The following is a 26255-nucleotide window of genomic DNA, read 5'->3' as shown; positions in this document are numbered from 1 at the left end:
TAACAAGTATCCAGCAACCAGCATTAAGGATCCAGCATCCAGCATCAAGAAACGAGTTCACGCTCCCATCATACAATTAATTGCAACCGTGTTTACAATATCATCTACACTGCAACCGCGTGATAAATCAAAGGCGGGTTTTTTTAATCCCTGCACGACGGGACCAATTGCTTCTGCGCCGCCAAGTCGTTGCGCAAGTTTATAGCCGATATTTCCCGCGTTTAAGTCAGGGAAAATCAGGACGTTCGCATTTCCTGCAACGGGACTTCTCGGCGCTTTTGATTGTGCGACTTTTGTAACGATTGCCGCATCGAGTTGTAACTCTCCGTCAACAATAAGTTGCGGCGCTTTTGATTTGACAAGTGCAGTCGCTTGTTGAACTTTTTCAACAAACGGATGACTTGCACTTCCTTTCGTAGAGAACGAAAGCATTGCAACACGAGGTTCTTCGCCGGTGAGTTTCTGATGATTTTCCGCTGTCGAGATTGCAATATCGGCAAGTTGTTCGATGGTCGGGTCGGGAACGACGGCGCAATCGGCAAACGAAAAAACTTTGTGTGGAAACACCATCAAAAAGAAACTTGAGACAATGCTGATTCCTTCTTTCATTCCGATGACTTGAATCGCCGCACGCAAGACATCGCCTGTGGTTGAAAGCGAACCGGCAACACTTCCTGCCGCCATGTTTTCCCGCACCATCATTGCGCCGAAGAAAAGAGGATTCTGCATAATCTTTTGTGCTTCTGTGAATTCAAGTCCTTTTGCTTTTCGGAGATTAAAAAAGATGTGAGAGAAGTCGCTCAACTTTTCTGACTTGCTCGGGTCAACGATTCGGATTCCGCCGAGAGCGACGCCCAGCGCTTCCGCTTTTGTTTGAATTTCCAATTCGCTTCCGACGAGAATCGGGTTGGCGATTCCTTCATCGGTGAGAATGCGCGCCGCTTTGATTGCGCGTTCATCCGTTGCATCGGGAAGGACGATTGATTTCTTGAGTAGTTTGGATTGTTCTTTTATCGAAGTGAGTAATTCTGAGGGTATCATGGTATTCGTTTTCAAATGTTGTTACAATGTTTTGGCAGATGCTTCATTCGATTCGGTCGAATTGCCATCTTTGGTAAAGAGTTTTAATTTAAAAAAATATGTTGTTCCGGCGAGAAGAGGAAAAACTGTATCGCGTGTTGTGTTTTGGTTGTAGATGTCTTTGATGAATGTGGAAGATGAAGTGGTGAAGCCCCGTACCTTCGAGCGATGAATTTGGTAATGGTCGAACTCAAACGAGTTGCTTCGTGTCCATTTGAGAATGACGGAACTTTCTGTTATGCCTGCGGTATCAACTCCCAGCAAAATGTATTCACGCGTTATGGCTTTTTCTTCTTCTTCACATGCTGAAAAAATAAAAATTCCACCGATGGTAATGAGAATAAGAAGAAATATTTTGCTTGACATGATGAGTTACTTTGTTTGTTGATGCCTGATGAAGATACGAGTTCCCAACATAAAACACTAAATTCGAATATCTAAATCCGAAACAAATTCGAATTTTACAATCATAAATATTGCAAACATGATTTACTGTTTTTCATTCGATAGTAGAATTTTTCTCATGTAGTTCATCCAACGCCATTCCCAGTCGTTTCAATCCTTCAGCAAACAGTTCCGGTTTGCCGCATAACCCAAGTCTGAAATGATGAGGCATGTCGAAGAATTTTCCGGGGACGAATGCCGTTTCATATTTTGTTCGAAGTAGTTCGCTCAACTCGTCAACATTTCCTCTTTTGAGTCGAGGAAAAACGATTGTTCCGTCACTTGGAAGTACGCAATTCAATTCGTTTCTTGAGCTAAGGAATTGATAGAGTAACACGCGGTTTTGGTCGAGGATCGTGCGTGAACGAGTAGCAAGTTTGTCTATTTGTTGAAATGCACGGACACCCAATCGCTCGCTTAATGTTGTTTGATTAACGTACAGAAGGTCAATCAATCGCCACAACTTGTTTGTAATTTCCGGTTCTGCCAGAATCCATCCGAGCCGCATACCACTGAGACCGTACGCTTTCGTGAGACTGTTCGTGGTGATGAATTCTTTTCCGAGTGAAGCGGCAGTGAAAAACGATTTGTCAAACATTGTCGTCAAATAAACTTCGCCAACTAAGACATGAGCATTGACGCTTCGGGCGATGTCGCCGACCTGAAGCAACGTCAGTTCATCGGTATAAACGCTTGTCGGATTGTGAAGATTGGTTAAAACTATCAGCCGCGTTTTGGGTGTGATTGTTTTTTTAATTTCTTCCGGGTTGATATGAAAGCCGTAGTCGAATCTTCTCATAAATCGTTTGACATCAGCGCCAAGAAATTTTGCCGCAGAAACAAGTAGTTCATAAGCCGGATATTCGATGAGAACTTCATCTCCGGGTTTGAGGAGCAATGCCATCACCAAATAATTTGCCATCGAAGCGCCGAGCGTTGTAACAACCGAATCGGCTGAAACGCTGTATTGCTGAGCAATGATTTGTTTGAGCGGTTCATAGCCGTACGAACCCGCTCCGCTGAGGAGCAAATCTTCTTGCTGATAAGGAATTTCAGAAAGCGGATAATCAACCATCCCGCTGATAGCAAGATTGTACCTTACACCCGAAAGAGTTTTTACCCAGTGCATGTATTCCGAACTGAGAAGACGTTGTGTCATGCGTTTCTTCTTTTGATTTTCCAGAGATAAAAAAGTGGTATTCCTGTTGCAATAATTGCCAAGCCAATCAAACTATCAAACGGGAAATTGTACACTGTACTAACGACGATAGCAACGCAGGCAAGTGTGTAAATTCCTGTCGTGTAAGGATGTCCCGGCATTTTGTATCCCGAATGATTGTTGCCAGCGCGCTTATCTCTCAAACGGTAAACAAAAATACACGCGCCGCCCAAACCAAACCAAACCCAATCTGCGGCGACGACATAGTTCAAAATCTGTTCGTACTTTCCTGAAAGTGCGATGACAATTGCCGCGACTCCTTGCATCACAATTGCAACAACCGGCGCTTTTGTTTTGGGATGAACCCAGCCGACCTTCTTAAAAAATACTCCGTCGTTTGCCATCGCATAGTAAACTCTCGGTCCGGTAAGAATTGATTGACTGAGGAACCCGAGAGTTGAAATTGTGATGCCAAGTCCGATGAACAATGCGCCTGTGTTTCCGAGCGCAAGTTGCATCACTGCGCTTGCAGGAGTTTTTGTTTGGGCTAATCCATCTGCGCCGAGCGCATGAAGACAAACGTAGTTGACAAGAATGTAGAGAACGACCACCGTTCCTGTTCCGATTAACAAGCCGCGTGGAAGATTTTTATCGGGATTTTCTACTTCACCTGCGATAAAGTTCGATGTTTGCCAACCACCGTAAGCGAAGAGTAATGGAACTAATGCCGCGCCAAATCCTGAAACTAAATCGAACGAAGGAGGTCGGTCAAGAAGCGGTTGCATCGTGAATCGTGAATCGTCAATCAATAAATATCCACAAACAATCAGCATCAGCACTGCGCCGATTTTCAAAACCATAAAGAAACTTTGGAGGTTGCTTCCCTCTTTTACGCCGAGACAATTCACAGTGGTAAGAATGACAAGCGTTATTATTGCAATGAGCCAATCGGGAAGCGCAAGTCCGGTAAGTGAGAGAAAGTATCGCGAAAACGTGAGAGAGACAGCCGCCATTCCTCCCGTGTGGACAACGAACAATAAACCCCAGCCATACATGAACCCGACAACAGGATGAATTGCATCGCCAAGATACACATACTCTCCGCCTGCTTCAGGTTTACGCGCGGCAAGTTCTGCATAAACGAATGAACCGGCAATTGCAATGATACCGCCTACAAGCCACGCGCTTAAAATCAAAAACGGAGTATGAACATACTGTGCCACCACGTACGGATTCATGAAGATTCCTGAACCGATGATGCCGCCCATGACAATCATCGTCGCATCGAACAAGCCGAGGCGGCGGGCGAGGGTTGGTTGTGTAACTTGGTTGTTCAAATTCATTTTTGACAAAAATACGATAAAATGAACCAGAGTCAAAATAATATTAGTTTGTTCTTGGTTTTGTATATTACCATGAAAATGAAAAAGTATTTTATGTGTTTCCGTACAACGTATCTCATACTCTCTGTCTTGTTAAACTTGTTTCCGATAATGGTTTGGAGCCAGATGGATGAACAGCCATCGAATGTTCTTCGGGATAGTCTTCTCCAAAAAGGGATTCAGTATTTCACGCTCTCAAAATATTCTGAAGCAGTTGAGGTTTTTTCAAAGATTGATTCAAGCGACGGAACCGCCCAGTTTTACCTTGGCATGTGTTGTTTCCAACAGAACGACATTCAAAACGCGATCTCTTACATGAAGCGAGCAGTGATGATTGATTCTGTGAATACATCGTATCGTTTTCAACTTGCAAGAATTTATACCGTATCGGGATTGGTGAACGATGCGAAGCGCGAATTGGAATTTATTGTAATACACGACTTTGATTTTGTCCCTGCCCGATTTCAACTCGCACTCCTGAATTATGAATCAAAAAACATGGAACAAGCGCTTAATTATTTCCATGAAGTTATCAAAAAGAATCCGAAGGATTTTCTCAGCTATTATTATATCGGCTCGGCGTTGATGAATCTTCAGAAAAGTGATTCGGCAATTGAGTTTCTCTCGACAAGCATTTCGCTCAACCCGAACTATTTGCCCGCGATAAATTCTCTCGCGTCCATTTATTTCGGGAAGAAAGAATATCACGAGGCGTTCAGGTTGTTTACCAAAGCAAGGACGATGCGCCCTGAAGTAGCAGACTATCATTACAAAACCGGATTGTGCTATCAAAGCACACAAAATTATGATAGCGCGATTGTGTATTACTCGAACGCCATCGAACGGGATACTTCCAATGACACGTATCTTGCTCAGTTGGGATATTGTCAGTTGATGTTGCAGAACTATGAAGAAGCATTGTCGGCATATTCCAAGGCGCTTCTCATTGATAATGAGAATCCGTTGTACTACACAAATCTTGCACTCGCATATTCAAAACTTGATAGCGTGAAGCAAGCGGCGTCAACATACCGGAAAGCGATTGATGTTTCTCATCCAGAAGTGATTACTCAAATGTATATCAAACTTGGGACGTTATATTTTTATCAGAAACAATATCGCAACGCACTTTCTGCCTACCGAAGAGCGCTTGATATTCATCCTTCAAATAACGAAGCCCAATATTATGTCGCGTTGACGCTTGATTACCTGAATGATTCGAAATCAGCAATCAAACAATATGAAAAGTATTTGAAACTTGTCGCTTATGATTCGTCTCAAATGGAACGAATCGAACAGGCAAATGAGAGAGTGAAATTATTAAAGGCAAGCGGGAAGCAGACTCGATGATAAAATATATTGTCACGCTTTTATTGGTTCTGTTCACCTCCTTTGCAATCAGCCAACTGAAGACGAAAACGAAGATTCCGTTTGAACAGCAATTCCAATCAAACGTAAAGGAAGAACGAATCGGCGAAGAGATACGGAGAACGACTCAAACCCATCAATTCTTTTTTTACGATTCATATCCGCTTGAAGAAGGGAAGTCCGGCTCATTGTTCATTCATCAAACATCGGATATTGTTTCTTCCAATTTTATGGAGGGAAGCGATGGGATTCTCACCATCAACGCATATATGAATGAGAAAGAACGTTACGATAAACCTGTTTGGACAATTGTTGATTCAGCAGAGCAGAGCGAATTGTGGAGGAATTTCATAAAGACAACTAACTTTGCCTGTTGCGGTTCTGAAAACACTTATCGCTACTACAACGTTGTGACTGGAACCAAAATTCTTTCCTCGTCAATTCCGCTTGCAAGAATAGAAGTGTATGATTCGCCTGACGTGCCGTCTCAGAAAACAATGAACCGATATGTAGCGTATCTTTCGAGCGAAGTGTTGAAAGATAATCCGTTTGATAAAACCGATGAAACGATTATAGGGAAACTTATGCTTGCAAGTGATGATGCAGTTCTTCAGAGTTTGATATTGCACGACACGAGCAAGTCGGAAATTCAACCGGCATGGTCTCCGAAGGTAAGCGTGTTCAGAGATGATTATGAATTGAAAGATGAACGAACCGAAATTTGGTTTGAAGGAAATGTAACCGAGCAAAATGAAAAAGCAGTAACGGGCGTTTTCGTACGACTTGTTTTCACTTATATGGATGATGAGCGGGAAGTCCTTGTTCCGATTCTTGATGGAAGATTTGATGTTTCATTCATTCAGAAACCGGACAAGATTGCAATCGAAGAAATCGGAGAGAAGAACGATTGACTCCTGAACTGCTTGGTTACCTCGGCTCTGTTTTTATTGCCGTTTCATTGTGGATGACAAACATCCGTAAGTTGCGATTACTAAACATGACCGGAGCGGGAATGTTGGCTGTGTACGGCTTGCTTATTCATGCGTATCCTGTTCTTGTGTTGAATGCCTTCAATGTGTGTGTCAATATATTTTTCATCAGGCAAATATCGCGGAAGCAGGATTACTTCACGTTGCTTCCGTTACCCGAAGTGAAGACTCCGTACTTAGAAAAATTTCTTACATTTTATCAGAACGACATCAACAAATATTTCCCTGATTTCAATTGGGAAAAATTACACGTGCCGCATTGTTTCTTTATCTTGCGGAATCTTATTCCCGTTGGATTGTTCATCTACGAAACACGAGAAGCCGGAATCATTGACATCAAACTAGATTACGTCATTCCCGATTACCGTGACTTCAAAAACGCGTCGTTCACTTACTCAACAAAGAAAGAAGAATTGAAACAGCAAGGATTTACTACGTTTCAGGTTCATACAACGGTGAAAGAACATCAAGCGTATCTTCTGAAAATCGGATTTACTAAGGATTTTGAAAATTCAGAATACTATCTGAAAGAAATTTGATTCAAGATATAAGATTCAGGATTCAATAGTCAGTGACCAATGACCATTGACAAATTACTAATGACTCATGACAACTAACCACTAACAAATTAACCAATCACTAATCACCAATTCACTAAAAACGATGGCAGACAACAAAATCATCTTCTCCATGATCGGAGTCGGAAAAGTTCACAAACCCAACAAGCAGGTTCTCAAAGATATTTACCTTTCATTTTTCTATGGTGCGAAGATAGGCGTACTTGGATTGAACGGCGCAGGCAAAAGCACGCTATTAAAAATCATTGCTGGAGTTGATAAGGATTATCTCGGAACTATCAACGCACAGAAAGGAATAACGTTTGGCTATCTCTCTCAAGAGCCGGAACTTGACCCGAACAAAACAGTAAAAGAAATTGTGGAGGAAGGCGCGGCAGAAACGGTTGCGTTGCTGAAAGAATATGAAGAAATCAGTGCAAGGTTTTCTGAGCCGGATGTGGACTTTGATGCGCTTTTGGAAAAGCAAGCCAAACTTCAGGAGCGAATCGAGCATCTCAACGCATGGGATTTAGACAGCAAACTTGAGCAAGCGATGGATGCGCTTCGTTGTCCGCCGGGCGAGACATCAGTCAAGACAATTTCAGGAGGCGAGAGAAGACGGGTTGCATTGTGTCGTTTGCTGTTGCAGGAACCGGATGTTTTATTGCTTGATGAACCGACGAACCATCTCGATGCGGAATCGGTGGCATGGTTGGAACATCATCTTGCCGAATACAAAGGAACGGTGATTGCCGTTACGCACGACAGATATTTTCTTGATAATGTCGCCGGATGGATTTTGGAATTGGACAGAGGCGAAGGAATTCCGTTTGAAGGAAATTACACTTCATGGCTGGAACAGAAACAGGCGCGGCTCGCCGTCGAAGAAAAACAGGAATCGAAACGACAGAAAGTGTTGCAGAGAGAACTTGAATGGGTGCGATTGAATCCTAAAGGAAGACATGCAAAAAGCAAAGCAAGAATCAGCGCGTACGAAAAGATGGTTGCTGAACAAGGCGAAAGTCGGAATGAAGAATTGGAAATATTTATTCCGCCCGGACCGCGACTTGGCAACTTAGTGATTGAAGCCGAGCATGTAGAGAAAGAATACGGTGATATTGTGTTGTATGATGACATGTGTTTTAGTTTACCGCCCAGCGGCATCATCGGCGTGATTGGTCCCAACGGAGCGGGAAAGACAACGCTTTTCCGAATGATAACGGGACAGGAGAAACCTGATTCAGGAACGATTCGCATTGGCGAGACTGTGAAGTTGGCGTACGTTGACCAAAATCGACCGCTCGACCCGAACAAAACTATTTGGCAGGAAATATCTGAAGGAGAAGATTTGATTAAGTTGGGAACTCGTGAAGTGAATTCACGTGCGTATGTTGCCCGCTTCAACTTCAGTGGAACCGATCAGCAGAAACCGTGCGGTGTTCTCTCCGGCGGCGAACGAAACCGTGTTCATCTTGCAAAGATTTTAAAAACGGGAGCGAACGTACTTTTACTCGACGAACCAACGAACGACCTTGACGTGAACACACTCCGTGCGCTTGAAGAAGCGTTGAGCAACTTCGCCGGTTGCGCCGTCATCATCTCCCACGACCGATGGTTTCTCGATAGAGTTGCAACACACATCCTCGCGTTTGAAGGAGACAGCAGTGTTGTTTGGTATGATGGCAACTACTCCGAGTATGAAGATTTCCGGAAGAAGAAATTAGGCATTGATGCGGAACGACCGCACCGGATTAAGTATAAGAGGTTGGTGAGGGAGTGATAATTAACATAGTACAAAAGGAAAAAAATATAATGGATCAATTTATTCAACAAATATTTGAGAACCTTGACAAATGGAGACACCTTCCTGCTTACCAGTTGGAGCGCAGGGCAGATATTTTCTTTTCAGTCTACCTTCCTGAGTATATCAAGCGGGAATATCAGTTAGAAGTTGAATTAATTATACCTGAATTTCCTATAAAAGTAGATATAGCCTTTCCTAAAGCAAAAGGCAACAGATCGTTTAAGATCGATTATTTATTCAAGTTTAAGAACACCAGAAAAATTTGGTTTATCGAATTGAAGACTGACACGGAATCAGTTAATGAAAAACAAAAGAAGTACTTGAGTTCAGTTAAAAATACAAGTATGGTAATGATATTGAATAAAATTAAGGAAATCATCAAAGCATCTTCATCGAAAAAATATAATAATCTTATTACTCTTTTAATCCAAGGTGGATTCGTCAAGGATTCAGAGGATGTTTTTGATATTATAGTTGGTGATTATGAAAAAGAAATCGTTTTTGTATTACCCAAAAAGATGAAGGAAGATTTAGAAAAAGATTTTCGTGTAATTTACAACCATGATATTTCGAGTGTTATACAATCTTTCCCAGATGAATTGAGTCGAAGATTTGCAAAATCTTTAACTGAGTGGGCGACAATCAATGCTGACGGGAATTCTGTTAGCAATGTTTGATTCATTAGTTATAATTTATCCACAACTCACACTCCAATAATCCAACTTGCTCTCCCTTAACTCCATAAGCATCCAATTCGGCGGCCGCTCGCTGTTTGATGATGTCTCGTTCATGATTGGTCCGCACGACCGCATCGGGTTTGTCGGCTCGAACGGCGCGGGGAAATCAACTCTGCTGAAAATTATTGCCGGCATCAACGAAGCAGATTCGGGGAGCGTTGATAAAGCGAAGTATGTTACAGTTGGGTATCTTCCGCAAGATGGAGTGATTGCTTCCGGCAAGACATTGTACAAAGAAGTTGAAACAGCGTTTGAAGATGTAATGTTTGTCCAACAGGAATTGGAGGAGGCGCAACAGCAACTCAGCACACTCAATCCTGAAAGCGAAGAATATGCGGATGTGTTGGAGGTATTCGGAGAACTTCAACATAAGTTGGAGGACTTAGACGCGTTCCGAATGAAATCAAAAATTGAGCGGGTGTTGATGGGGCTTGGTTTTTCAGTTCCCGATTTCGAGCGGCAGACGGAAGAGTTCAGCGGCGGTTGGCAAATGAGAATCGCTCTTGCAAAGTTATTGCTCAAAGAACCCTCGGTGCTTCTGCTCGATGAACCGACAAACCATCTCGACCTTGATTCGCTTCAATGGCTTGAAGAATATCTTCACAATTACAATGGCGCAATCATTCTTGTCTCGCATGACAGAGCATTTCTCGATAGCATCACGACGAAGACCATCGCCATCAGTCTGGGAAATGTTGACACTTACGCAGGCAATTATTCTTTCTATGAAAAAGAGAAGGCGGTGAGAAAGGAGTTGCAGGTTTCTGCGTTCAAAAATCAGCAACAGCAGATGAAGCAGACTCAGCAGTTCATCGAACGGTTCAGGTACAAAGCGACGAAAGCACGGCAGGTGCAAAGCAGAATCAAACAACTTGAGAAAATTGAACTCGTAGAGATTGAAGACGAAGAAGAGGAAATTCATTTCCACTTTCCGCAGCCGAAACCGAGCGGCGCGATTGTGATGGAGTTGAAAAGTATCAACAAAAGTTATGGACAAAAAAAAGTATTTCATGGTTTGAATTACACGCTCGAACGAGGAGATAGAATTGCAATTGTCGGTGTGAACGGCGCAGGCAAATCAACATTCTCTCGGATTGTTGCGGGAGTAGAACCGTTTGATTCGGGTGAACGAAAACTTGGATACAATGCGATTCTTTCCTACTTCGCACAACATCAGGCGGAAGAACTTGATATGTCGAAAGAAGTTTTGCAAATCGTTGATGAAGTTGCTGAAGGAGAAATCAGAACAAAACTGCGGACAATTCTGGGCTCGTTTTTATTTCATGATGATGATGTGTTTAAGAAAGTTTCTGTGCTGAGTGGTGGAGAGAAGAGTCGGCTTGCGCTGGCGAAAATGCTTCTTCAACCTGCAAACTTTCTCATCATGGACGAACCGACAAACCATCTTGACATGCGCTCGAAGAAAGTTCTTCAAGAGGCATTGCTGGCGTATGAAGGGACGTACATCATCGTCTCGCATGACCGTGCATTTCTCGACCCGATTGTGAACAAGGTGTTGGAATTTTCTTTATCCGGAGCGCGAACGTATTTGGGAAATGTCTCTGAGTATCTGGAGCGGAAGAAACTTGAACGAGAATCGGTTATGGAGAGCAAGGGCGCGCGGGTACAAGGGCGCGCTGGAGAATCGTTGAATGCGAGAAGTGGTGATTCACGAATTACCAATCACGAATCGCCAATGACGGAAAAGGAACGAAAGCGACTCGAAGCCGAGGCACGTCAGGAACTCTACAAAAAGACAAAGGAACACAAAGACAGGTTAGTGAAAGTGGAAAAGGAAATTGAGAAGATGGAACAACGAAAAGCCGAAATTGAGACGATGATGGCTGATGTCGAGTTCTACAAGAAAGGGGAGGAAGCGAAGAAGGTGGCGCAGGAACATCGGGAATTGAAGGTGAAGTTGGACGACGCATTTCTGGAATGGGCGGAGATTTCGGAGATGATTGAAAAGATAAAAAACGAATAATTTTGCCGTGAATTGATTTCTTTTTGTAAATGAATTTCTTACCTTTACCACAAAGACACGGAGACACAAAGTTGTTTTCAAATCAAGCATACACTCTGTGTCTTAGCGTCTCAGTGGTTAATAAAATCTATGAAACTGACTTATAAAAAATTAGACTCCTCAACATGGAATAACTTTGCCGAACTGTTTGGCGAGCGGGGCGCGTGCGGCGGATGCTGGTGCATGGCATGGCGACAATCATCATCGGAGTATGCGAAGAATAAGGGAGAGAAGAATAAGCGTTCGATGAAAAAATTAGTGATGAGCGAAGAACAACTTGGCATCATCGCGTATCATGAAGGAAAACCGATTGGTTGGTGTGCGGTTGCGCCGAGAGAACGGTATTCAAAGTTGGAAGCATCTCGCGTGTTGAAGCGAATTGATGATGCGGCAGTCTGGTCAATTCCGTGTTTCTTTCTTGCGAAGGAGTACAGGCGCAAAGGACTTTCCTCTGAAATTTTGAAAGGAGTTATTGCGTACTGCAAGAAAAAGAAAGTGAAAGTCCTCGAAGCGTATCCTATCATTCCGTATTCGGAAAACATGCCCGCTCCGTTTGCTTGGACAGGAATGTTGTCATCGTTTTTGAAAGCAGGATTTGTGGAAGTGAAACGCTGGTCGAAGTCGAGACCGATTGTGAGATATTATTATTAACAAAAGGCAGTTTATGGTAAATAAAGCATACTTGAATATTATTATTTGTATTTCATGTGTAGTAGTTGTGATTTCTTCATGCACAACAATAAATGCAACTTCTAATTATGATCGAAACCAATCAAGAAAGATTGGCAAGATTTTAATTCTTTTTTCAACGAATGAAGCTTTTAACGATTTAATGGAAGGATTTTATTCAACTTTCAAAATGAGTCTTGACAGTTCCGGAATAGAATCTAAGAATTGGAGAGATGATGGTCTTTCTTTAGAAAATGATTTAAAAAAAGTTATTAATGATTTTGAACCAGATGTTATTTTGAAAATAGTTCAAACGGAAGCAAAGTCCTATCATGATGGTTGGTTAACATTAGGTGCATCGGTAAAATTGAATGCTAGTCTGATTGATGTAAAACTTTTAACACCGTTTTGGAGGTCGAATATAGATGTTAATTGCACAAAATATAGTTATCCGGGTAGAGGTGATGGAAGATCGCTTGCACGAGAGGTGGGAAACTTACTTGAGAAGGATAAAATTATTTTAAACTTCAGACATATTCAAAGTAAATAATTTTTTATTCTATTTTTAAAAAATGCTCAAATACAATTTAAGGTATAGACGAACGACAGCAAATATGATTACAAAAAAAGATGGTTTTAAATGTTTCATTGGTTTATGTTCACTATCTATCCTATTTTTTTCCTGTGCAACAATTGTCGAAGTTAGATCTAATTTCGATGTAACATATAAAAATGAAGTTAAAAAAATGTTAATAGAGTTTGGAACAAATCATATCTTCAATGAAATGTCAACTGGTTTTTACAATACATTCAAACAATGTCTTGATAGCTCGAATATAGATTCAAAAATATGGCGTGATGATGGGCTTACATTGGAGGAGGATTTGAAAAAAGTTACTGGTGGCTATGAACCTGACCTTATTTTGTTGATAACTCAACGAGAAGCTACTTTGTTCCAAAATATATTTGGGGCAACGACGGGAACCGACCTAATTTTAAATGCAACAATTTATGATGCGAAGAATATTAAACGTATTTGGAGAGGGGATATTGACTTTAAAAAGAATGGTAGGGGCAAACCCAATATTGATGATGGAATAATTCTCGCTCAAGCAATAGCTAAAAGATTGGAAGAGGACAAAGTGATTGTAAACTTCAAAAATATTCTTAAGAGGTGAATACTGAAACTAATTAGTGTAAGTATTATCTTTAGTCAGGTCAGAATATTTATTGAAAATAATACGCATATTCAAAATTATGAACCTTGAATCAGTAAAAACATATTGTCTCTCATTCCCTCACGCCACAGAAAAAATTATGTGGGATGACGATTACGTTTTTAAAATCGGTGGGAAGATGTTTGCCATTGCGGCGACACGACCGGATGCAAAGTATGTGCTTTCTTTCAAATGCACACCGGAGAAATTTGCTGAACTGACAGAGCGAAATGGAATAGCGCCTGCACCGTATGCGGCTCGTTATTTTTGGGTTTCGTTAGAACGGTTTGATGTGTTACATCAGAAAGAAGTGAAAGCATTGTTGAAAGAGTCTTATGAAATGGTGTTTGAGAAATTGACGAAGAAGTTGAAGAAAGAGTTACTCGATGCTTGAAACATGAAACTCAAACCCGAAACTCAAAACTTGTAAGCAGAAACCGGTAACCCGTAGCCCGAAAGTGTAAGATTGTAGATTCAACCCTAACTAAAATTCAAATTCATTCTAAGGATAAATTCTATGGCGTACACATACGAACAACTCAGTAAAATGACTGTTGTTGACCTTCGGAAAATTGCCGATGGGATTACTCATGAGGCAACCAAAGGTCACAGCACGATGCATAAAGACAAATTGCTTCCCGCTCTTTGTACCGCGCTCGGTATTGAAGCGCATGCTCATCATTATGTTGTGGGCATCAATAAAGCAAAAGTAAAAACCGAAATTCGTGTGCTGAAAAAGGAGCGCTCATCCGCTCTTTCATCACACGATAAAGAGCAGTTGAAGGAAATAAGGAAGAAGATTCACAAGTTGAAACATACGTTGCGGAAAGCAACTCGGTAAAAAATCATAAAGGGATAACATTACAGTAGACGAGACTGATGTTATCCCTATTTTATTCTCGTCAAATAAAAAGATTGAATTATGCAAAGCGGAAGAATATTCTTTGATTTGACCGGAAAAATATTTAATTCTTTACTACTCATTGTGGTGTTATGCAGTGTTGCTCTTACTCAGGTATCTGACACCACTCAACAAGCAGATACAAGTTTAAGCGCTAAGAATAGAGGCTCTGACAATCGGGTGAGAATTTTTGCCGGGTTGGTGAGTAAATGGGAACCTGAATTATCAAAAATAGGAAGCCCGTTTCCGTTTATCAATTGTAATTATCGTCTATCTAATTTTTTACCATCTGATTCATCGTACAAATCGAAACTTGGATTTTCAACAGAAATTGGAACGAATTATATCATTATTCCCTATTTTAAAATCGGACCAGAGTTCAGACATTCAGGTGGATTGTACATTGATGTTCATGCAGGTGTAACGACATCTTTTACACAGTTATTTCCAATCATTCCATTTTATGGGGCGGAGTTGGGTTTGATTGGAAATCCAGATGCGAAAACGAGAGTTGAATTCGAGGTTGGTGTAAATTTTAGCATGATGATTCTCCCATATTTTGCTGTCGGCGTTAGTTTTTAATCAAAGTATACTTCCTGAAAAATTCCTATATTCTTTCAATAAAAAACTATCAACGTGAAAATTTCAGGTATCATTTGGTTGGATGAAATTGTTGAAAAAATCCAACAAAAGCATGATGTACTTCCTATAGAGGTGAAAGAAGTGATAAACTCTTCAAAGCATTTTCGTTTTGTGGAAAAAGGATTCCGTGAAAGTGAAAATGTTTATGCTTCATTTGGTAGAACAGACGCCGGAAGATATCTGATTGTCTTTTTTATCTACAAGAAAAACCAACAAGCCCTTATTCTCTCTGCACGTGATATGACGAAAGCAGAAAGGAAACTTTATGAAAAAAAATAAAACACCAATATCTCAGGCGACAACGTATTCTGAAGTAGGCGAGTACTGGGGAAATCATGACATAACGGATGTTTGGGACAAAACCCGCGCAGCGTCGTTTGAAGTGAACATCGAATCGGAAGTAACATATTTTGCTGTGGAAAAAGAACTTACTGAAAAAGTTCAATCGTTTGCAAAAGCACAAGGCGTTTCTTCCGGGACATTAGTCAATTTATGGATTCAGCAAAAGATACAAAGTCAGTCGAGAAGGAAAGCAGTTCGATAATGTCGAAAAAAAATGTTTTCCTCTTTCTACTCGTCGTTACGGGTTTTGTTTTTCAATCTTTCAGCCAACAGAAAATTGATTTTGCCAAACTGAAAGCAACGCCAAAGTCCGATGCGTACATGCAAGGATTTTACTGGAATGTGCCTCCCGGTGGAATTTGGTGGGACTCACTTGCGAAACTTGCGCCCCGTCTTGCTTCGGCGGGCTTCAGCGGAATTTGGTATCCATCTCCGGCAAAAGGGGCGGCAGGCGGCTACTCGATGGGCTACGACCCGTACGACCATTTTGATTTCGGAGAGTTCGACCAAAAAGGTGGAGTTGAAACTCGTTTCGGAAGTCGTCAGGAACTCATCAATTCAATCAATACTTTTCATGCAGTCGGCATCAGTGTTTTTGCTGATGCTGTCATGCGCCACATGAACGGAGCGGAAGCAAAAGCACCGTATGAATGTCAGCCTTATCCCGAACATCCCGATTCTTCTTGGATGGTATTTCAATATCCTTATGGTTCTGGGCGATTCAAAAAAACTCAGGCAGACTTCATTCCCAACTATACCATCTGCGACATTAATCCTCCGTATCATGGTCCCGACGACCCGATATACAAATTCGGTGAGTGGCTTTGCCATGAAAAGCAAAGTGTGAAAGATAGTCTCATTGTTTGGGGACAATACATGCGCAATGTTCTTGGCTTCGATGGATTCCGTCTTGATGCGGTGAAACATATTAATCCCTATTTCATGGGTTCATGGTTGCAACAGGCAAATGCGGGAGGGTTTGCGGTGGCAGAACATTACAGTTCGGTTTCAGAAATCGGTTCATGGTTGAATGATTGCCAAAATAATGCAGGCGGCGATGTTTCGATGTTTGATTTTCCGCTTCGTTTTGATTTGAAATCTATGTGCAATAATACATCGGGGGGATATGATATGCGATGGCTTGATGGTGCCGGGTTAATAAATAATGGAATTTCCGGTTTTGATGTTTCAACCTTTGTAGAGAACCACGACTTAGACAGAACGCAGTACGACGGGACGTATGCAAACGGTCACGACCCGATTCTTACCAACAAAGATATGGCGTACGCGTACATTTTGTTCTCCGAAGGTCGCCCGTGTGTTTGGTTCAGAGATTATTTTGCGTATGGATTGGCTGGGAAGATTGATACACTGAATTGGATTCGGACAAATTTTCTTTGGGGTGGAACGACGAAACGAAGTGGATTGGATCCTTGGTACGTCGGAAGTGCCGCATCGCAGGAAGACCAATCGCATGATATTTATGTAGCACGAAGGGATGGAGGAAACGGAAGACCTCCCGTTTATCTTGTTCTTAATGATCATGCAACAGAATGGCGCGGAGTATGGGTTGATGCAGAATCGAATAAAGTGTTTCGCGATTTTACAGGTCGTGCAATTGATAAAACTTCAACGAATGATGGTCGCGTAGAATTATGGGCGCCGCCTCGCGGTTATGCAATCTACGTTCCTGATACAACTGTAAACATAAATCATCCGCCGTACATTCAAACAATCTCTGAGCAGACTGCCTACATCAATACGTTGTATTCGTTTCAAACGCAAGCGGCAGACCCGAACAATCAAACAATAACGTACTCGTTAGGTGGCAATCCGTCATGGATGAGTGTAACTTCCGGCGGCGTATTGACGGGAACTCCGACAATAAACGATACAGGAACAACCTCGGTTATTCTTACTATCACAGACCCGTTCAATCAAACAGCATCGGATACATTTTCAATTTATGTCAGCAATCATCCAATTATGGATGGAGTGTTTGAAGGAATGGGAGTCTGGAATTCCGCATTTGTTACGGCAGATACTGCGGCAGGCTGGGCAGGCGCGAAAGCGCAAGAGATTTATGTAACGGAAGATGAACAGTATGTTTATCTCGGAGCGAAAGTAACTGCCAACACGCAAATGCACTGGGCGTTTCTGTTGATGTCGAAATACGGCGGCGGTTCATCAGAGAGTTGGGGGAGAAATATTGTCTATGCTCATCGCGATTTGCCCGATTACATTTTGCGGGGACATTTCCAAAGTTATGCTGAGTTTCATTCGCGTGATTTGAACTGGTGGAACGGAGTCGGTACACAGATGAACACTTCAGAATGGGGAGAGAATATTTCAGAAGATAGTTTGTTGCAGGAAGGATGGGTCGAAGGAAGAATTTTGAAATCCACAATCGGAAATCCGACAGGATTTGCAGTACAGTTTTATTTAACCGGAAATTCTGATGCGAATGCAACATTCGATGCGTGTCCCGACGATTCAAACACAACGGCGGCAAGCGGTGTTCAAACACGATTAAGAAAATATGCAAAGTACGGAACGGTAAATATTTCGTTTGAGAATTTGCAATGGCCCCCCAACGCGTATATCAGTCTTGGCGGTTCTGTGACAACCTACGGTCGAATCTACGCTTTTGAAGTTACGGACACAGTCGGACAAGGAAACGGAATAAGCGCCTGGGTTGGGTATGATTCAACAAACTCGAATCCTTCGACGTGGACGAATTGGTTGCCCGCCACATACAACGTTGATTATAGTTCGACCGATGAATACATGCAATCAATCGGTTCGACGTTGCCGAAAGGAATTTATTATTACGCGTATCGTTATCAAAAAGGAAGCGGAGAATTTTTGTACGGCGGGTATAGTACGAACGGAGGTGGAACCTGGGATGGAGTGACGAATGTTTCCGGTGTTTTGTATGTTGCGATGCCTCCGCTTGCGCCGACACTTTCCTCTCCGGCTCAAGGTGCAATCAACGTTCAGACGACAACAACATTATCGTGGACTTCTGTCGGTACTGCGACGCATTATCGTCTGCAGGTTTCGGTTGATTCATTGTTCGGGAGTTTCGTTGTGAATGATTCAACGATAACATCTACAAGTAAAAGTGTAAGCGGACTTTCTTCATTAACGAAATATTATTGGAGAGTTGTCGCGAAAAATTCTTCCGGTTGGGGAGATTGGTCGGAGACACGGAATTTCACAACTGTTTTGCCACCGCCTGCCGTGCCGACACTTTCATCGCCGTCGAATAATTCGGTCAATCAGGCAACAAACGTCACGTTGCAATGGAACGCTTCTTCGGGTGCGACATCGTACAGGATTACAGTTTCTAAAGATACCAATTTTACTCAAATCGTTTTTGATGATACTGTTCTGACAACATCACAAGCAATGAGTGGTTTGTTGAACTACACAAATTATTTCTGGCGCGTTCGGGGAATCAACGCAGGTGGTTCAAGCGCGTTCACGAGTGCATGGAAATTCAGAACAATCGTTGCCGCACCTGCTACGCCTTCGTTAGTTTTACCTGCTCAAGGAGCGACGAATCAGTTTACAACGCTGAAGTTGTTTTGGAATAAATCATCGCTGGCAGATACATACTGGTTGCAGGTCGCGAGTGATACGAATTTCACTTCAATAATTTTCAGTGATTCGACTCTTACCGATAGTTCTAAATCAATGAGCGGATTGAATTCAAGCACGAAATATTTCTGGAAAGTAAGAGCAAAGAACGTCGGAGGTGTTAGTTCTTTTTCAACAGTTCGCTCATTCACGACTGCTCAGCAAGTTACCACACAATTTACATTGTATGATGGCTGGAGTTTAATCTCTTTGCCTTACATGATGAATCAAATAACAAAGAGTACGTTGTTCCCGACTGCGGTTTCCTCTGCTTTTATGTTTGAAACAGGAAACGGTTACATTGCAAAAGATACATTACGAAACGGACTTGGCTATTGGTTGAAATATGCTGATACAACACAAGTGAGTCTGTCCGGGATTCTACTGGCGACAGATACATTCGATGTCGCCGCTGGTTGGAATTTGCTTGGCTCTATTTCCGGCTCTGTTGGTGTTAATTCGATTATTCAAATACCTGACAGCAATATAACAACATCATATTTCAAGTTCGAACAAGGAAGCGGCTACACACAAGCAACGACAATCGAACCAATGAAGGCGTATTGGGTGAAGACGAAGTCGGCAGGAAAACTTGTTTTATCAACAACCTTAGAAGCGCTTAATCGCTTGAGTCAACCAACAAAGAAATAAATCAAAATGACAAGACATACACGAAACAGAATAATTATTTTATCCTCATTGATTATCGGCTGGGTAGTTGTTGCCGTGCTTCGTTCGGGAACTGCATGGTGATTATGTTTACATCTAAACAATGATCTGGTAAGAAAATGAATAAAAGTGTTCTACTCATAGTTCTCACTTCTCTGTTCATCCTCTGGTGCGGGTTTGAGGTTCTTCACCCGACTGGTGAAGTTGGAAGGACGAAAAAAAATCCGAATGATAATGGTTGTTATTGCCACAGCCCTGGAATACCGACTGATACGATTTTAGTTTATGTTGAAGGACCGGAAACTGTTAGTGTTGGAAGTTCAAATATCTATACACTGCATATGATTGGGGGACCATCTGTTATTGGTGGATTTAATGTCGCTATTGGACGTGGTTCGCTTCAATCGTTAGACGTCTCAACACGATTGGAGAATGGTGAACTAACGCATACACAACCGAAATCATGGGGCGACGCAATTGTTAGTTGGCAATTCATGTACATAGCACCTCCAACAAGTGGAGAAGATACAATCTTTTCTCTGGGGAACAGTTGCAATGATGATGAAAGTCCGGTTGGTGATGAATATAATTTTGGAGATAATTTTTATGTGACTGTCATTGATTCACCACTTGGAGTTTCTGAGGACAAATTTCCGAATTCATTTGAGTTATTCCAGAACTTCCCCAATCCGTTTAATCCGTCAACTGTAATCAGTTATCAGGTTATTGCCGGAGGCTGGGTGTCCTTGAAGGTTTTTGATTTGAACGGAAAAGAAGTAAGTACGTTAGTGAATGAGGCTCAAAGCCCAGGTTTGTATTCAATCAAATTTGATGGTTCGGGTCTGACAAGCGGAATTTATTATTACCAACTGATGACTGACGAAATCAAACTGACAAAAAAATTATTACTTCTCAGATAGTTTCAGATTTGATTCTTCAGGAAGATTCTCTATATTCTGCCGAAATAATTGCCTGACAACAATGCCTTTCGATGAACGCGTAAAACACATTTTATTGGTTGATGATGAAACCGGCTTTGCTCAACTCGTTGCACAGATGTTGAGGATGGACGGCTATGAAGTTACCACAGCAGAGGATGGAGTTGATGCCTTGGAAAAGATGAAGAGCTTCAAACCCGATGCTATTATTTCTGACATCATGATGCCCCGGATGAACGGATTCGAGTTTTTTGAAAAAGTTCGTTCGGATGTTCTGACCAAAGATGTCCCGTTCTGTTTTATTACCGCGTATCAGGATTCGGAGGTGTTATCACGAGCGCGAAGGGTTGGCATTTTCGGAATCCTCCGCAAGCCGATTGACCTTGACCAGATCGAGCGAAGGTTAAGGGAACTGCTGAGGTAATTACTTTAAAAATAAAACTTCGTTCCTCATTCATTATTCAGTATTCATCATTTGATATTCTCTTAATATCGAATGTCGAATAATAAATGTTAAATATCGAACGAGATTTAACTTCCTTTATTACTTAATTATGACCGGTAAATTACTAATTGAATTTCTTCCGGCAACCAGCCCGACACTTCCCGAATAACATCTCCCCGCAACGCCTTCTCCATCAATTTTCGCTTCGTGGTTCCGAGTAGTAATCGTTCAACCCCGAACATCGCGGCGTGTTCACTAATGCTGTAGCCGACTTCATTCGAGATAATCGTGATGACTTTGTACGGGACACCATATTCATCACAGATTTCTTTTATCCATTCAAATGTAGGGAAGGCATCGGTTTGAATTTTTTGCGGCAGAAATCCGACGATGGAAATCTCCTTCACAGATAAAATAAAAAGGAACGAATTTCTCAACTTTGCTTCATGGCATGCCTGGCGTAACAGGTGTTCACCCCTGTTTTTTATTGCAACCATCATACGTGATTCGAACATCGCTCCGCCATTCATTTGTACGGTAGAAGATTGAATAACTGGAACCGGTTGTTGAGCCAATGCCGCAACAGGCGTTTTCCGGGCAAGCGCTCTTGCAGTCAACCCGACTGCAAGAACAGAAAGAGCAAAGAGAAGCGCTTTGGTCTTTTCGATAGCGATTGTTGCTTCAATGAAAAATAAAATTAAAGCAGAACCGATCATGAACCACCGCTTTGTCGTTGAAAGTTTTATGTCCGGGTCGGTACCGGTAGAGCCGATGTTGATAAGGACAGCGCCGACAACACCGATGGCGTACATCTGCGCAAGCGTAATGACGTCATGCACAATCACTAACACGATGATGGGAATAAGTGTAGCAATGAGCAGAGGGTAAACAGGAACACCATGTTTATTCAACTTACGGAGCGGTTTCGGTAGTTCTCCGTCAACTGCCATAAGAAATTGAATGGCAGTCAACGCGTTGATGGCTGTGTTGCCTGCGGAAATGAGAAGCAGTGCAATGACAAATCCGATAATAGGACCAAACCAATCACCGACATAGACAACGCCGAGATGCCGCACCATTTCTTCTTTGTATTCGAGCCGGTCGAGCGCAGGGATGGCGTTCATTGCAAACGTGAGGACGAGAGTGGCTATGGAAATTTTTGCAAGAACGGAGAGAATCGCGCGTCGAGAATTTTTAAGAGGGTCTTTCATTACTCCTGTCATGTTCGAGATTGCTTCGATGCCGGAGATGGAGAGGATGATGCCGACAAAGATTCTCCAATTATTTAAGAACCCACCTTCTGCGGGAGAGAAGGTTATATTTTGCACTGCAGTCGGAAAACTGAATGAAACGAGGAGGGCAAGGCAAAGTAATGTTGCACCGGAAATGATAACTGCAAACGCGCCTGCATGTTTCGGTCCAAACCAATTCATTGCTCCGATAACGATAATGATACCAATCGCCCAATACTGTGGATTATGGAATCCAAGGTAATGGCAACCATCGAGAACGGAAAGCGAAACGGTAACGACGTAATCGGCGGCAAGCATGAGCGCGCCAATAACAGCAAATGTTTTCGAACGATGGCTGACAGAACTATATACACCACCTCCGTTCGGATACAATCTGCAAATGCTTACGTAATTAAGAGCAATCATGATGGTAAATGCAACCATCATGACTAAATGTAAGCCACTACTGTATCCAGCGAGGGCGAATGCAATTCCTAAGACGTATGCAAGACTGGTTCCCCAATCTCCGTCTAAAATTGCCGCGCCACGAAGCCAACCAATCACTCTTGGTTGACTTGTTGAGAGTTCCATAAACTCTTAGACTTCTACCTGATAATTCATAAAAGCGGGTGCAATGATACCAAGAATTTTCAGAATAATCAACTACCTTGATTTTGAAAATGGAGTGTGAATCAGAAAATCACCGGAATTGTTGAATAATCATTCTATTCTCAATATATTCAGCCGTTCAAGAAATCATGCAAGTACCGTTTTCAAATAGTCTCCGCTTTAAAATCGGTTTCAGTTACATTTTCCTGATGGTGATTAACGTGGGAGTTACCATCTGGACGATTTATAATTTCGGACGGCTTACCAACGCCTTAACAGAAATTCTCAGCCAGAACTATCCTAATACGATTACGGTTGAAAACATGGCGCGCTCGGTCGAGCGGCACGATAAAGCCGTTCGGTTTTTCCTCAATGGCGATATCAACAACGGAAAGATTGAATTGACGATTGCGAAGGACGAATTCTATCAATATTTTGATGCGGCAAAAGAGCAAATCTCGAACGAATTGAATCAGGCAATTCTGGAAGACATTCAATCCACGCACACGGGGTATTTAATGTTGATTGATTCGCTCCAAATTATTGTCGAAGAGGGAAGGTTTACCCGCGCCCGTCAGTTTCATTACGATGCCCTTCTTCCGTTCTATCAACGATTGAGTGACAACTGTTTCTGGCTTGTGGAAGAAAATCAGAAATCCATGACGGCGGTGAGCACTCGCACTAAAGAAATTGCCAACGATTCAGTGATTGCTATTCTGACTGCTTCGTTGATTGCCTTGGTTGTAAGTATTCTCATAATCATTCAGTTTACAAAACGGATTATTTTGCCTGCAGAAAAACTTGCCGAGTCGGTGAATCAGATTGGCAGAGGACAATTGGATTTGAAAATTGATGTTCAAACGACAGATGAATTCGGTTTGCTCAGTCGTGAATTTAACAAAATGACCGAGCGGCTTCGGAAGTTTGAAGCGATGAATATTGATAAGATTCTTTCCGAGAAGCAGAAATCGGAAACGATTGTTACGAGTTTTTCCGATGCGATGATTGTGTGTGATTCAGCAGGGAGAATTCAGCACATCAACAGCGCGGCGGAACAATTGTTCGGAAGGAAACAGGAAAATCTTATCGGACAGTTTACGACGGAATTAACGTCAGACAAAATATTTTCATCCATCTTTTCAGAACAGGAACACTCGACGTATATCAATCAACCGTTTGTGGAATTTCAAATGAATGGGAAAACAGTTTATCTTCGACCGAGAATATCCTACATTTTTTCCCGACACAATGAACGGGAAGGAACAATATTTATTTTGCAGGATGTCACGCAGTTCAAAGAACTCGATAAAATGAAGTCCGATTTCATGGCTACCGTTTCGCATGAGTTCAGAACGCCTGTAACTTCCATGACAATGGGAGTTGATATTTTGCGTCAACAACTACTCGGTCCCCTCACGAAGGAACAATCGGATATGCTTGATTCTTTCAAACAGGATTGCGGACGATTAACAAAGTTAGTGAGAGATTTGCTTCAACTTTCGAAATTGGAGTCCGGCAAAATCAAGCGGAGTGAAGAGAAGGTTAATATGCGTGCGTTGCTTGATTCAACTGTGAATCAGGTGCGGTTGCCCTTCAAAGAAAAAAACATTTTACTTGAATTGCAATCAGCAGAAACGCTTCCTCCTATTTTCGGAGATGAGCAACAAGTTTCGTGGGTGGTTTTGAATTTATTGAACAACGCACTTCAATTCACACCGTCTGGCGGAAAAGTTGTTATTTCCACTTCGCTGGAAGGAAAATTTCTGAATGTTCAAGTGAAAGACACAGGGAAAGGAATTCCTGAAGAATCATTGGAAAAAATATTTAACAAGTTCGTGCAGGTGAAACATCCGAACGACCCGACTCCCGGAAGTGTTGGACTGGGGCTTTCCATTGCAAAAGATATTGTTGAGATGTACGGCGGGAAAATTTGGGTAGAGAGTGAACTTGAAAAAGGAAGCACGTTCACGTTTCAACTTCCTACTCAGAAAGGAACTATAGCATGAAGCATCGCGGAAGTATTATAATAATTGATGATGAACCAAATATCCTGAAAACCTTAACAATTGGTTTGCAATCGCTTGGATTTGAAGTTGATGGTTTTTTGAATCCCATCAATGCTCTTGAACATGTGAAAGAAAAAAAATATTCGCTTGCGTTTATTGATTTGATGATGCAACCGATGGATGGAATGGCGGTGCTGAAAGAACTTCGTCGTTGCTGTCCGGAAGTGACCGCCGTAATGATTACGGCGTACGGAACGGTGGATACTGCTGTCGAAGCAATGAAGATGGGCGCGTATGATTTTCTTCAGAAGCCGTTTGACCTGAAAGAACTCCAAGCGTTCACGGAAAAAGTATTCGAGTATCATCAACTTCAACAGGAAGTGCGGGACTTGCGAAGTAAATTGGCAGATGTAAAGTCAGCCAATATCATCACAAAAAATTCAGTCATGCTTCAGCAACTTGAATTGGCGACACAGGTAGCCGATAGCATGTTAACTGTGTTGATTGAAGGGGAAAGCGGAACAGGAAAAGAACTTGTTGCTCAGTTTATTCATGAGCAAAGTGTTCGGAAGGAGAAACCTTTCGTGAAAGTAAATTGTGCCGCGCTTGCCGAGAGTTTATTGGAGAGCGAATTATTTGGACATACCAAGGGCGCGTTTACCGGCGCGTACAAAGACAGGGAAGGAAGATTTGAAGTTGCTGAGGGAGGAACACTGTTCTTGGATGAAGTAGGAGAAATTCCTCAGTCGGTTCAGGTGAAGTTGTTACGGTTCCTGCAATCACGAGAGTTTGAACGCGTCGGAGAAAATATCACCCGGAAAGTTGATGTGCGGGTGATTGCCGCGACGAACCGACGACTTATAGAATTACTTCAGGAGGGAAGTTTCCGGGAAGATTTGTATTACCGAATCAATGCTGTACGGATTTCACTTCCACCGCTTCGCGAACGCCCCGAAGATTTACTTTTGCTGATTTATCATTTCATCAAGAAATTTTCAGGCGGAAGAAATGAGGTGGAAATCTCTGCTGAATCAGTGAAACTACTGACTTCGTACCGTTGGCCCGGGAACATTCGTGAGTTGGAAAATGTCATCGAGCGGGCTTCGATATTAGCGCGGGATGGAATCATTAATACTCAACATCTGCCGGAAGAAATTCAACATGCCGATACGGAAAAAATCGGATTGCTTTCACTCGAACATATCGAACAGCAACATATATCCCGCGTACTCAAGGTCACGAAAGACTTAGACGAGGCATCGAAAGTGTTGAACATTGACCCTGCAACACTCTGGCGAAAGCGAAAAAAGTACGGGTTGTAATGCTTGCAATCTTGCAGATTGCAAGATGTCTTATCCTTTGTAAGTAAATAACTTATCGTCTTCTCATTTGAAGTAGGG

Annotated in this window: 24 protein-coding genes; 19 read left to right on the top strand and 5 right to left on the bottom strand. The window is 42.2% G+C overall.

All coding sequences use genetic code 11. The annotated features are described in order from the left end of the window. Positions 1-57: 57 nt before the first annotated feature. The 4 genes from pta to HY960_04550 all read right to left on the bottom strand — a co-directional run bounded on the left by pta (position 58) and on the right by HY960_04550 (position 4026). Positions 58-1041 (bottom strand): phosphate acetyltransferase, encoded by a 984-nt coding sequence (pta, locus tag HY960_04565; GenBank protein ID MBI5215002.1) that lies wholly within the window; start codon positions 1039-1041, stop codon positions 58-60. Positions 1042-1062: 21 nt separating this feature from the next. Beyond that, positions 1063-1446 carry a fibronectin type III domain-containing protein gene (locus tag HY960_04560; GenBank protein MBI5215001.1) on the bottom strand — a complete coding sequence of 128 codons (384 nt, stop codon included), beginning with the start codon at positions 1444-1446 and terminating at the stop codon, positions 1063-1065. A 133-nt stretch (positions 1447-1579) separates the two neighbouring features. Continuing rightward, positions 1580-2683: an aminotransferase class I/II-fold pyridoxal phosphate-dependent enzyme gene (locus HY960_04555; protein MBI5215000.1), complete on the bottom strand. Its 1104-nt coding sequence runs from the start codon at positions 2681-2683 to the stop codon at positions 1580-1582. After that, the gene (locus HY960_04550) at positions 2680-4026 is read right to left on the bottom strand and encodes an amino acid permease (GenBank protein MBI5214999.1); all 1347 of its coding nucleotides are present in this window, start codon (positions 4024-4026) and stop codon (positions 2680-2682) included. The genes HY960_04555 and HY960_04550 overlap by 4 nt, the downstream gene beginning before the upstream one ends. A 78-nt stretch (positions 4027-4104) precedes the next feature. On the opposite strand from HY960_04550, the gene HY960_04545 reads away from it, so the two are divergent. The 17 genes from HY960_04545 (at position 4105) to HY960_04465 (ending at position 20987) form a co-directional block, all read left to right on the top strand. Further along, positions 4105-5415 carry a tetratricopeptide repeat protein gene (locus HY960_04545; GenBank protein ID MBI5214998.1) on the top strand — a complete coding sequence of 437 codons (1311 nt, stop codon included), beginning with the start codon at positions 4105-4107 and terminating at the stop codon, positions 5413-5415. Continuing rightward, positions 5412-6344 carry a hypothetical protein gene (locus tag HY960_04540; protein MBI5214997.1) on the top strand — a complete coding sequence of 311 codons (933 nt, stop codon included), beginning with the start codon at positions 5412-5414 and terminating at the stop codon, positions 6342-6344. The genes HY960_04545 and HY960_04540 overlap by 4 nt, the downstream gene beginning before the upstream one ends. Continuing rightward, positions 6341-6961: a YgjV family protein gene (locus tag HY960_04535; protein ID MBI5214996.1), complete on the top strand. Its 621-nt coding sequence runs from the start codon at positions 6341-6343 to the stop codon at positions 6959-6961. The genes HY960_04540 and HY960_04535 overlap by 4 nt, the downstream gene beginning before the upstream one ends. A 124-nt stretch (positions 6962-7085) precedes the next feature. Then, positions 7086-8759 carry an energy-dependent translational throttle protein EttA gene (gene ettA, locus HY960_04530; protein ID MBI5214995.1) on the top strand — a complete coding sequence of 558 codons (1674 nt, stop codon included), beginning with the start codon at positions 7086-7088 and terminating at the stop codon, positions 8757-8759. A gap of 32 nt (positions 8760-8791) precedes the next feature. Further along, complete coding sequence (locus HY960_04525; GenBank protein MBI5214994.1) at positions 8792-9460, top strand: hypothetical protein; 669 nt, start codon at positions 8792-8794, stop codon at positions 9458-9460. Positions 9461-9506: 46 nt separating this feature from the next. Then, positions 9507-11504: an ABC-F family ATP-binding cassette domain-containing protein gene (locus tag HY960_04520; protein MBI5214993.1), complete on the top strand. Its 1998-nt coding sequence runs from the start codon at positions 9507-9509 to the stop codon at positions 11502-11504. Between the two features lie 129 nt (positions 11505-11633). Next, positions 11634-12194 (top strand): GNAT family N-acetyltransferase, encoded by a 561-nt coding sequence (locus tag HY960_04515; protein MBI5214992.1) that lies wholly within the window; start codon positions 11634-11636, stop codon positions 12192-12194. A 13-nt stretch (positions 12195-12207) separates the two neighbouring features. Then, positions 12208-12762: a hypothetical protein gene (locus tag HY960_04510; protein ID MBI5214991.1), complete on the top strand. Its 555-nt coding sequence runs from the start codon at positions 12208-12210 to the stop codon at positions 12760-12762. Between the two features lie 64 nt (positions 12763-12826). Then, positions 12827-13390 carry a hypothetical protein gene (locus HY960_04505; GenBank protein MBI5214990.1) on the top strand — a complete coding sequence of 188 codons (564 nt, stop codon included), beginning with the start codon at positions 12827-12829 and terminating at the stop codon, positions 13388-13390. Positions 13391-13469: 79 nt separating this feature from the next. Next, positions 13470-13823: an MmcQ/YjbR family DNA-binding protein gene (locus HY960_04500; GenBank protein ID MBI5214989.1), complete on the top strand. Its 354-nt coding sequence runs from the start codon at positions 13470-13472 to the stop codon at positions 13821-13823. 123 nt (positions 13824-13946) lie between these two features. After that, complete coding sequence (locus HY960_04495) at positions 13947-14270, top strand: hypothetical protein (protein ID MBI5214988.1); 324 nt, start codon at positions 13947-13949, stop codon at positions 14268-14270. Between the two features lie 81 nt (positions 14271-14351). After that, complete coding sequence (locus HY960_04490; GenBank protein ID MBI5214987.1) at positions 14352-14912, top strand: hypothetical protein; 561 nt, start codon at positions 14352-14354, stop codon at positions 14910-14912. A gap of 54 nt (positions 14913-14966) precedes the next feature. After that, on the top strand, positions 14967-15251 hold the full coding sequence (locus HY960_04485) for a BrnT family toxin (protein ID MBI5214986.1): 285 nt from the start codon (positions 14967-14969) through the stop codon (positions 15249-15251). Next, a complete protein-coding gene (locus HY960_04480) occupies positions 15238-15516 on the top strand; it encodes a hypothetical protein (GenBank protein MBI5214985.1) in 279 nt (92 codons plus the stop codon). The genes HY960_04485 and HY960_04480 overlap by 14 nt, the downstream gene beginning before the upstream one ends. Further along, complete coding sequence (locus HY960_04475) at positions 15516-19607, top strand: DUF1939 domain-containing protein (protein MBI5214984.1); 4092 nt, start codon at positions 15516-15518, stop codon at positions 19605-19607. The genes HY960_04480 and HY960_04475 overlap by 1 nt, the downstream gene beginning before the upstream one ends. A gap of 137 nt (positions 19608-19744) precedes the next feature. Further along, positions 19745-20545, top strand: a complete 801-nt coding sequence (locus tag HY960_04470) for a T9SS type A sorting domain-containing protein (protein ID MBI5214983.1) — start codon at positions 19745-19747, stop codon at positions 20543-20545. A gap of 61 nt (positions 20546-20606) precedes the next feature. Beyond that, positions 20607-20987, top strand: a complete 381-nt coding sequence (locus HY960_04465; GenBank protein ID MBI5214982.1) for a response regulator — start codon at positions 20607-20609, stop codon at positions 20985-20987. A 128-nt stretch (positions 20988-21115) separates the two neighbouring features. Here HY960_04465 and HY960_04460 read toward each other — a convergent pair whose 3' ends face one another. Then, positions 21116-22831 carry a universal stress protein gene (locus HY960_04460; protein ID MBI5214981.1) on the bottom strand — a complete coding sequence of 572 codons (1716 nt, stop codon included), beginning with the start codon at positions 22829-22831 and terminating at the stop codon, positions 21116-21118. A 167-nt stretch (positions 22832-22998) separates the two neighbouring features. Here HY960_04460 and HY960_04455 point away from each other — a divergent pair, with 167 nt between their 5' ends. Further along, positions 22999-24855 carry a PAS domain S-box protein gene (locus HY960_04455; GenBank protein ID MBI5214980.1) on the top strand — a complete coding sequence of 619 codons (1857 nt, stop codon included), beginning with the start codon at positions 22999-23001 and terminating at the stop codon, positions 24853-24855. Beyond that, a complete protein-coding gene (locus HY960_04450) occupies positions 24852-26177 on the top strand; it encodes a sigma-54-dependent Fis family transcriptional regulator (protein ID MBI5214979.1) in 1326 nt (441 codons plus the stop codon). Before HY960_04455 ends, HY960_04450 begins: the two co-directional genes overlap by 4 nt. The last annotated feature ends 78 nt before the right edge of the window (positions 26178-26255 follow it).

The organism is Ignavibacteriota bacterium (assembly GCA_016212665.1).
Lineage (GTDB): Bacteria > Bacteroidota > Ignavibacteria > UBA10030 > SZUA-254 > FW602-bin19.
The sequence above is the reverse complement of the archived record's forward strand: the minus strand, read 5'-3'. Positions and strand labels throughout refer to the sequence as shown.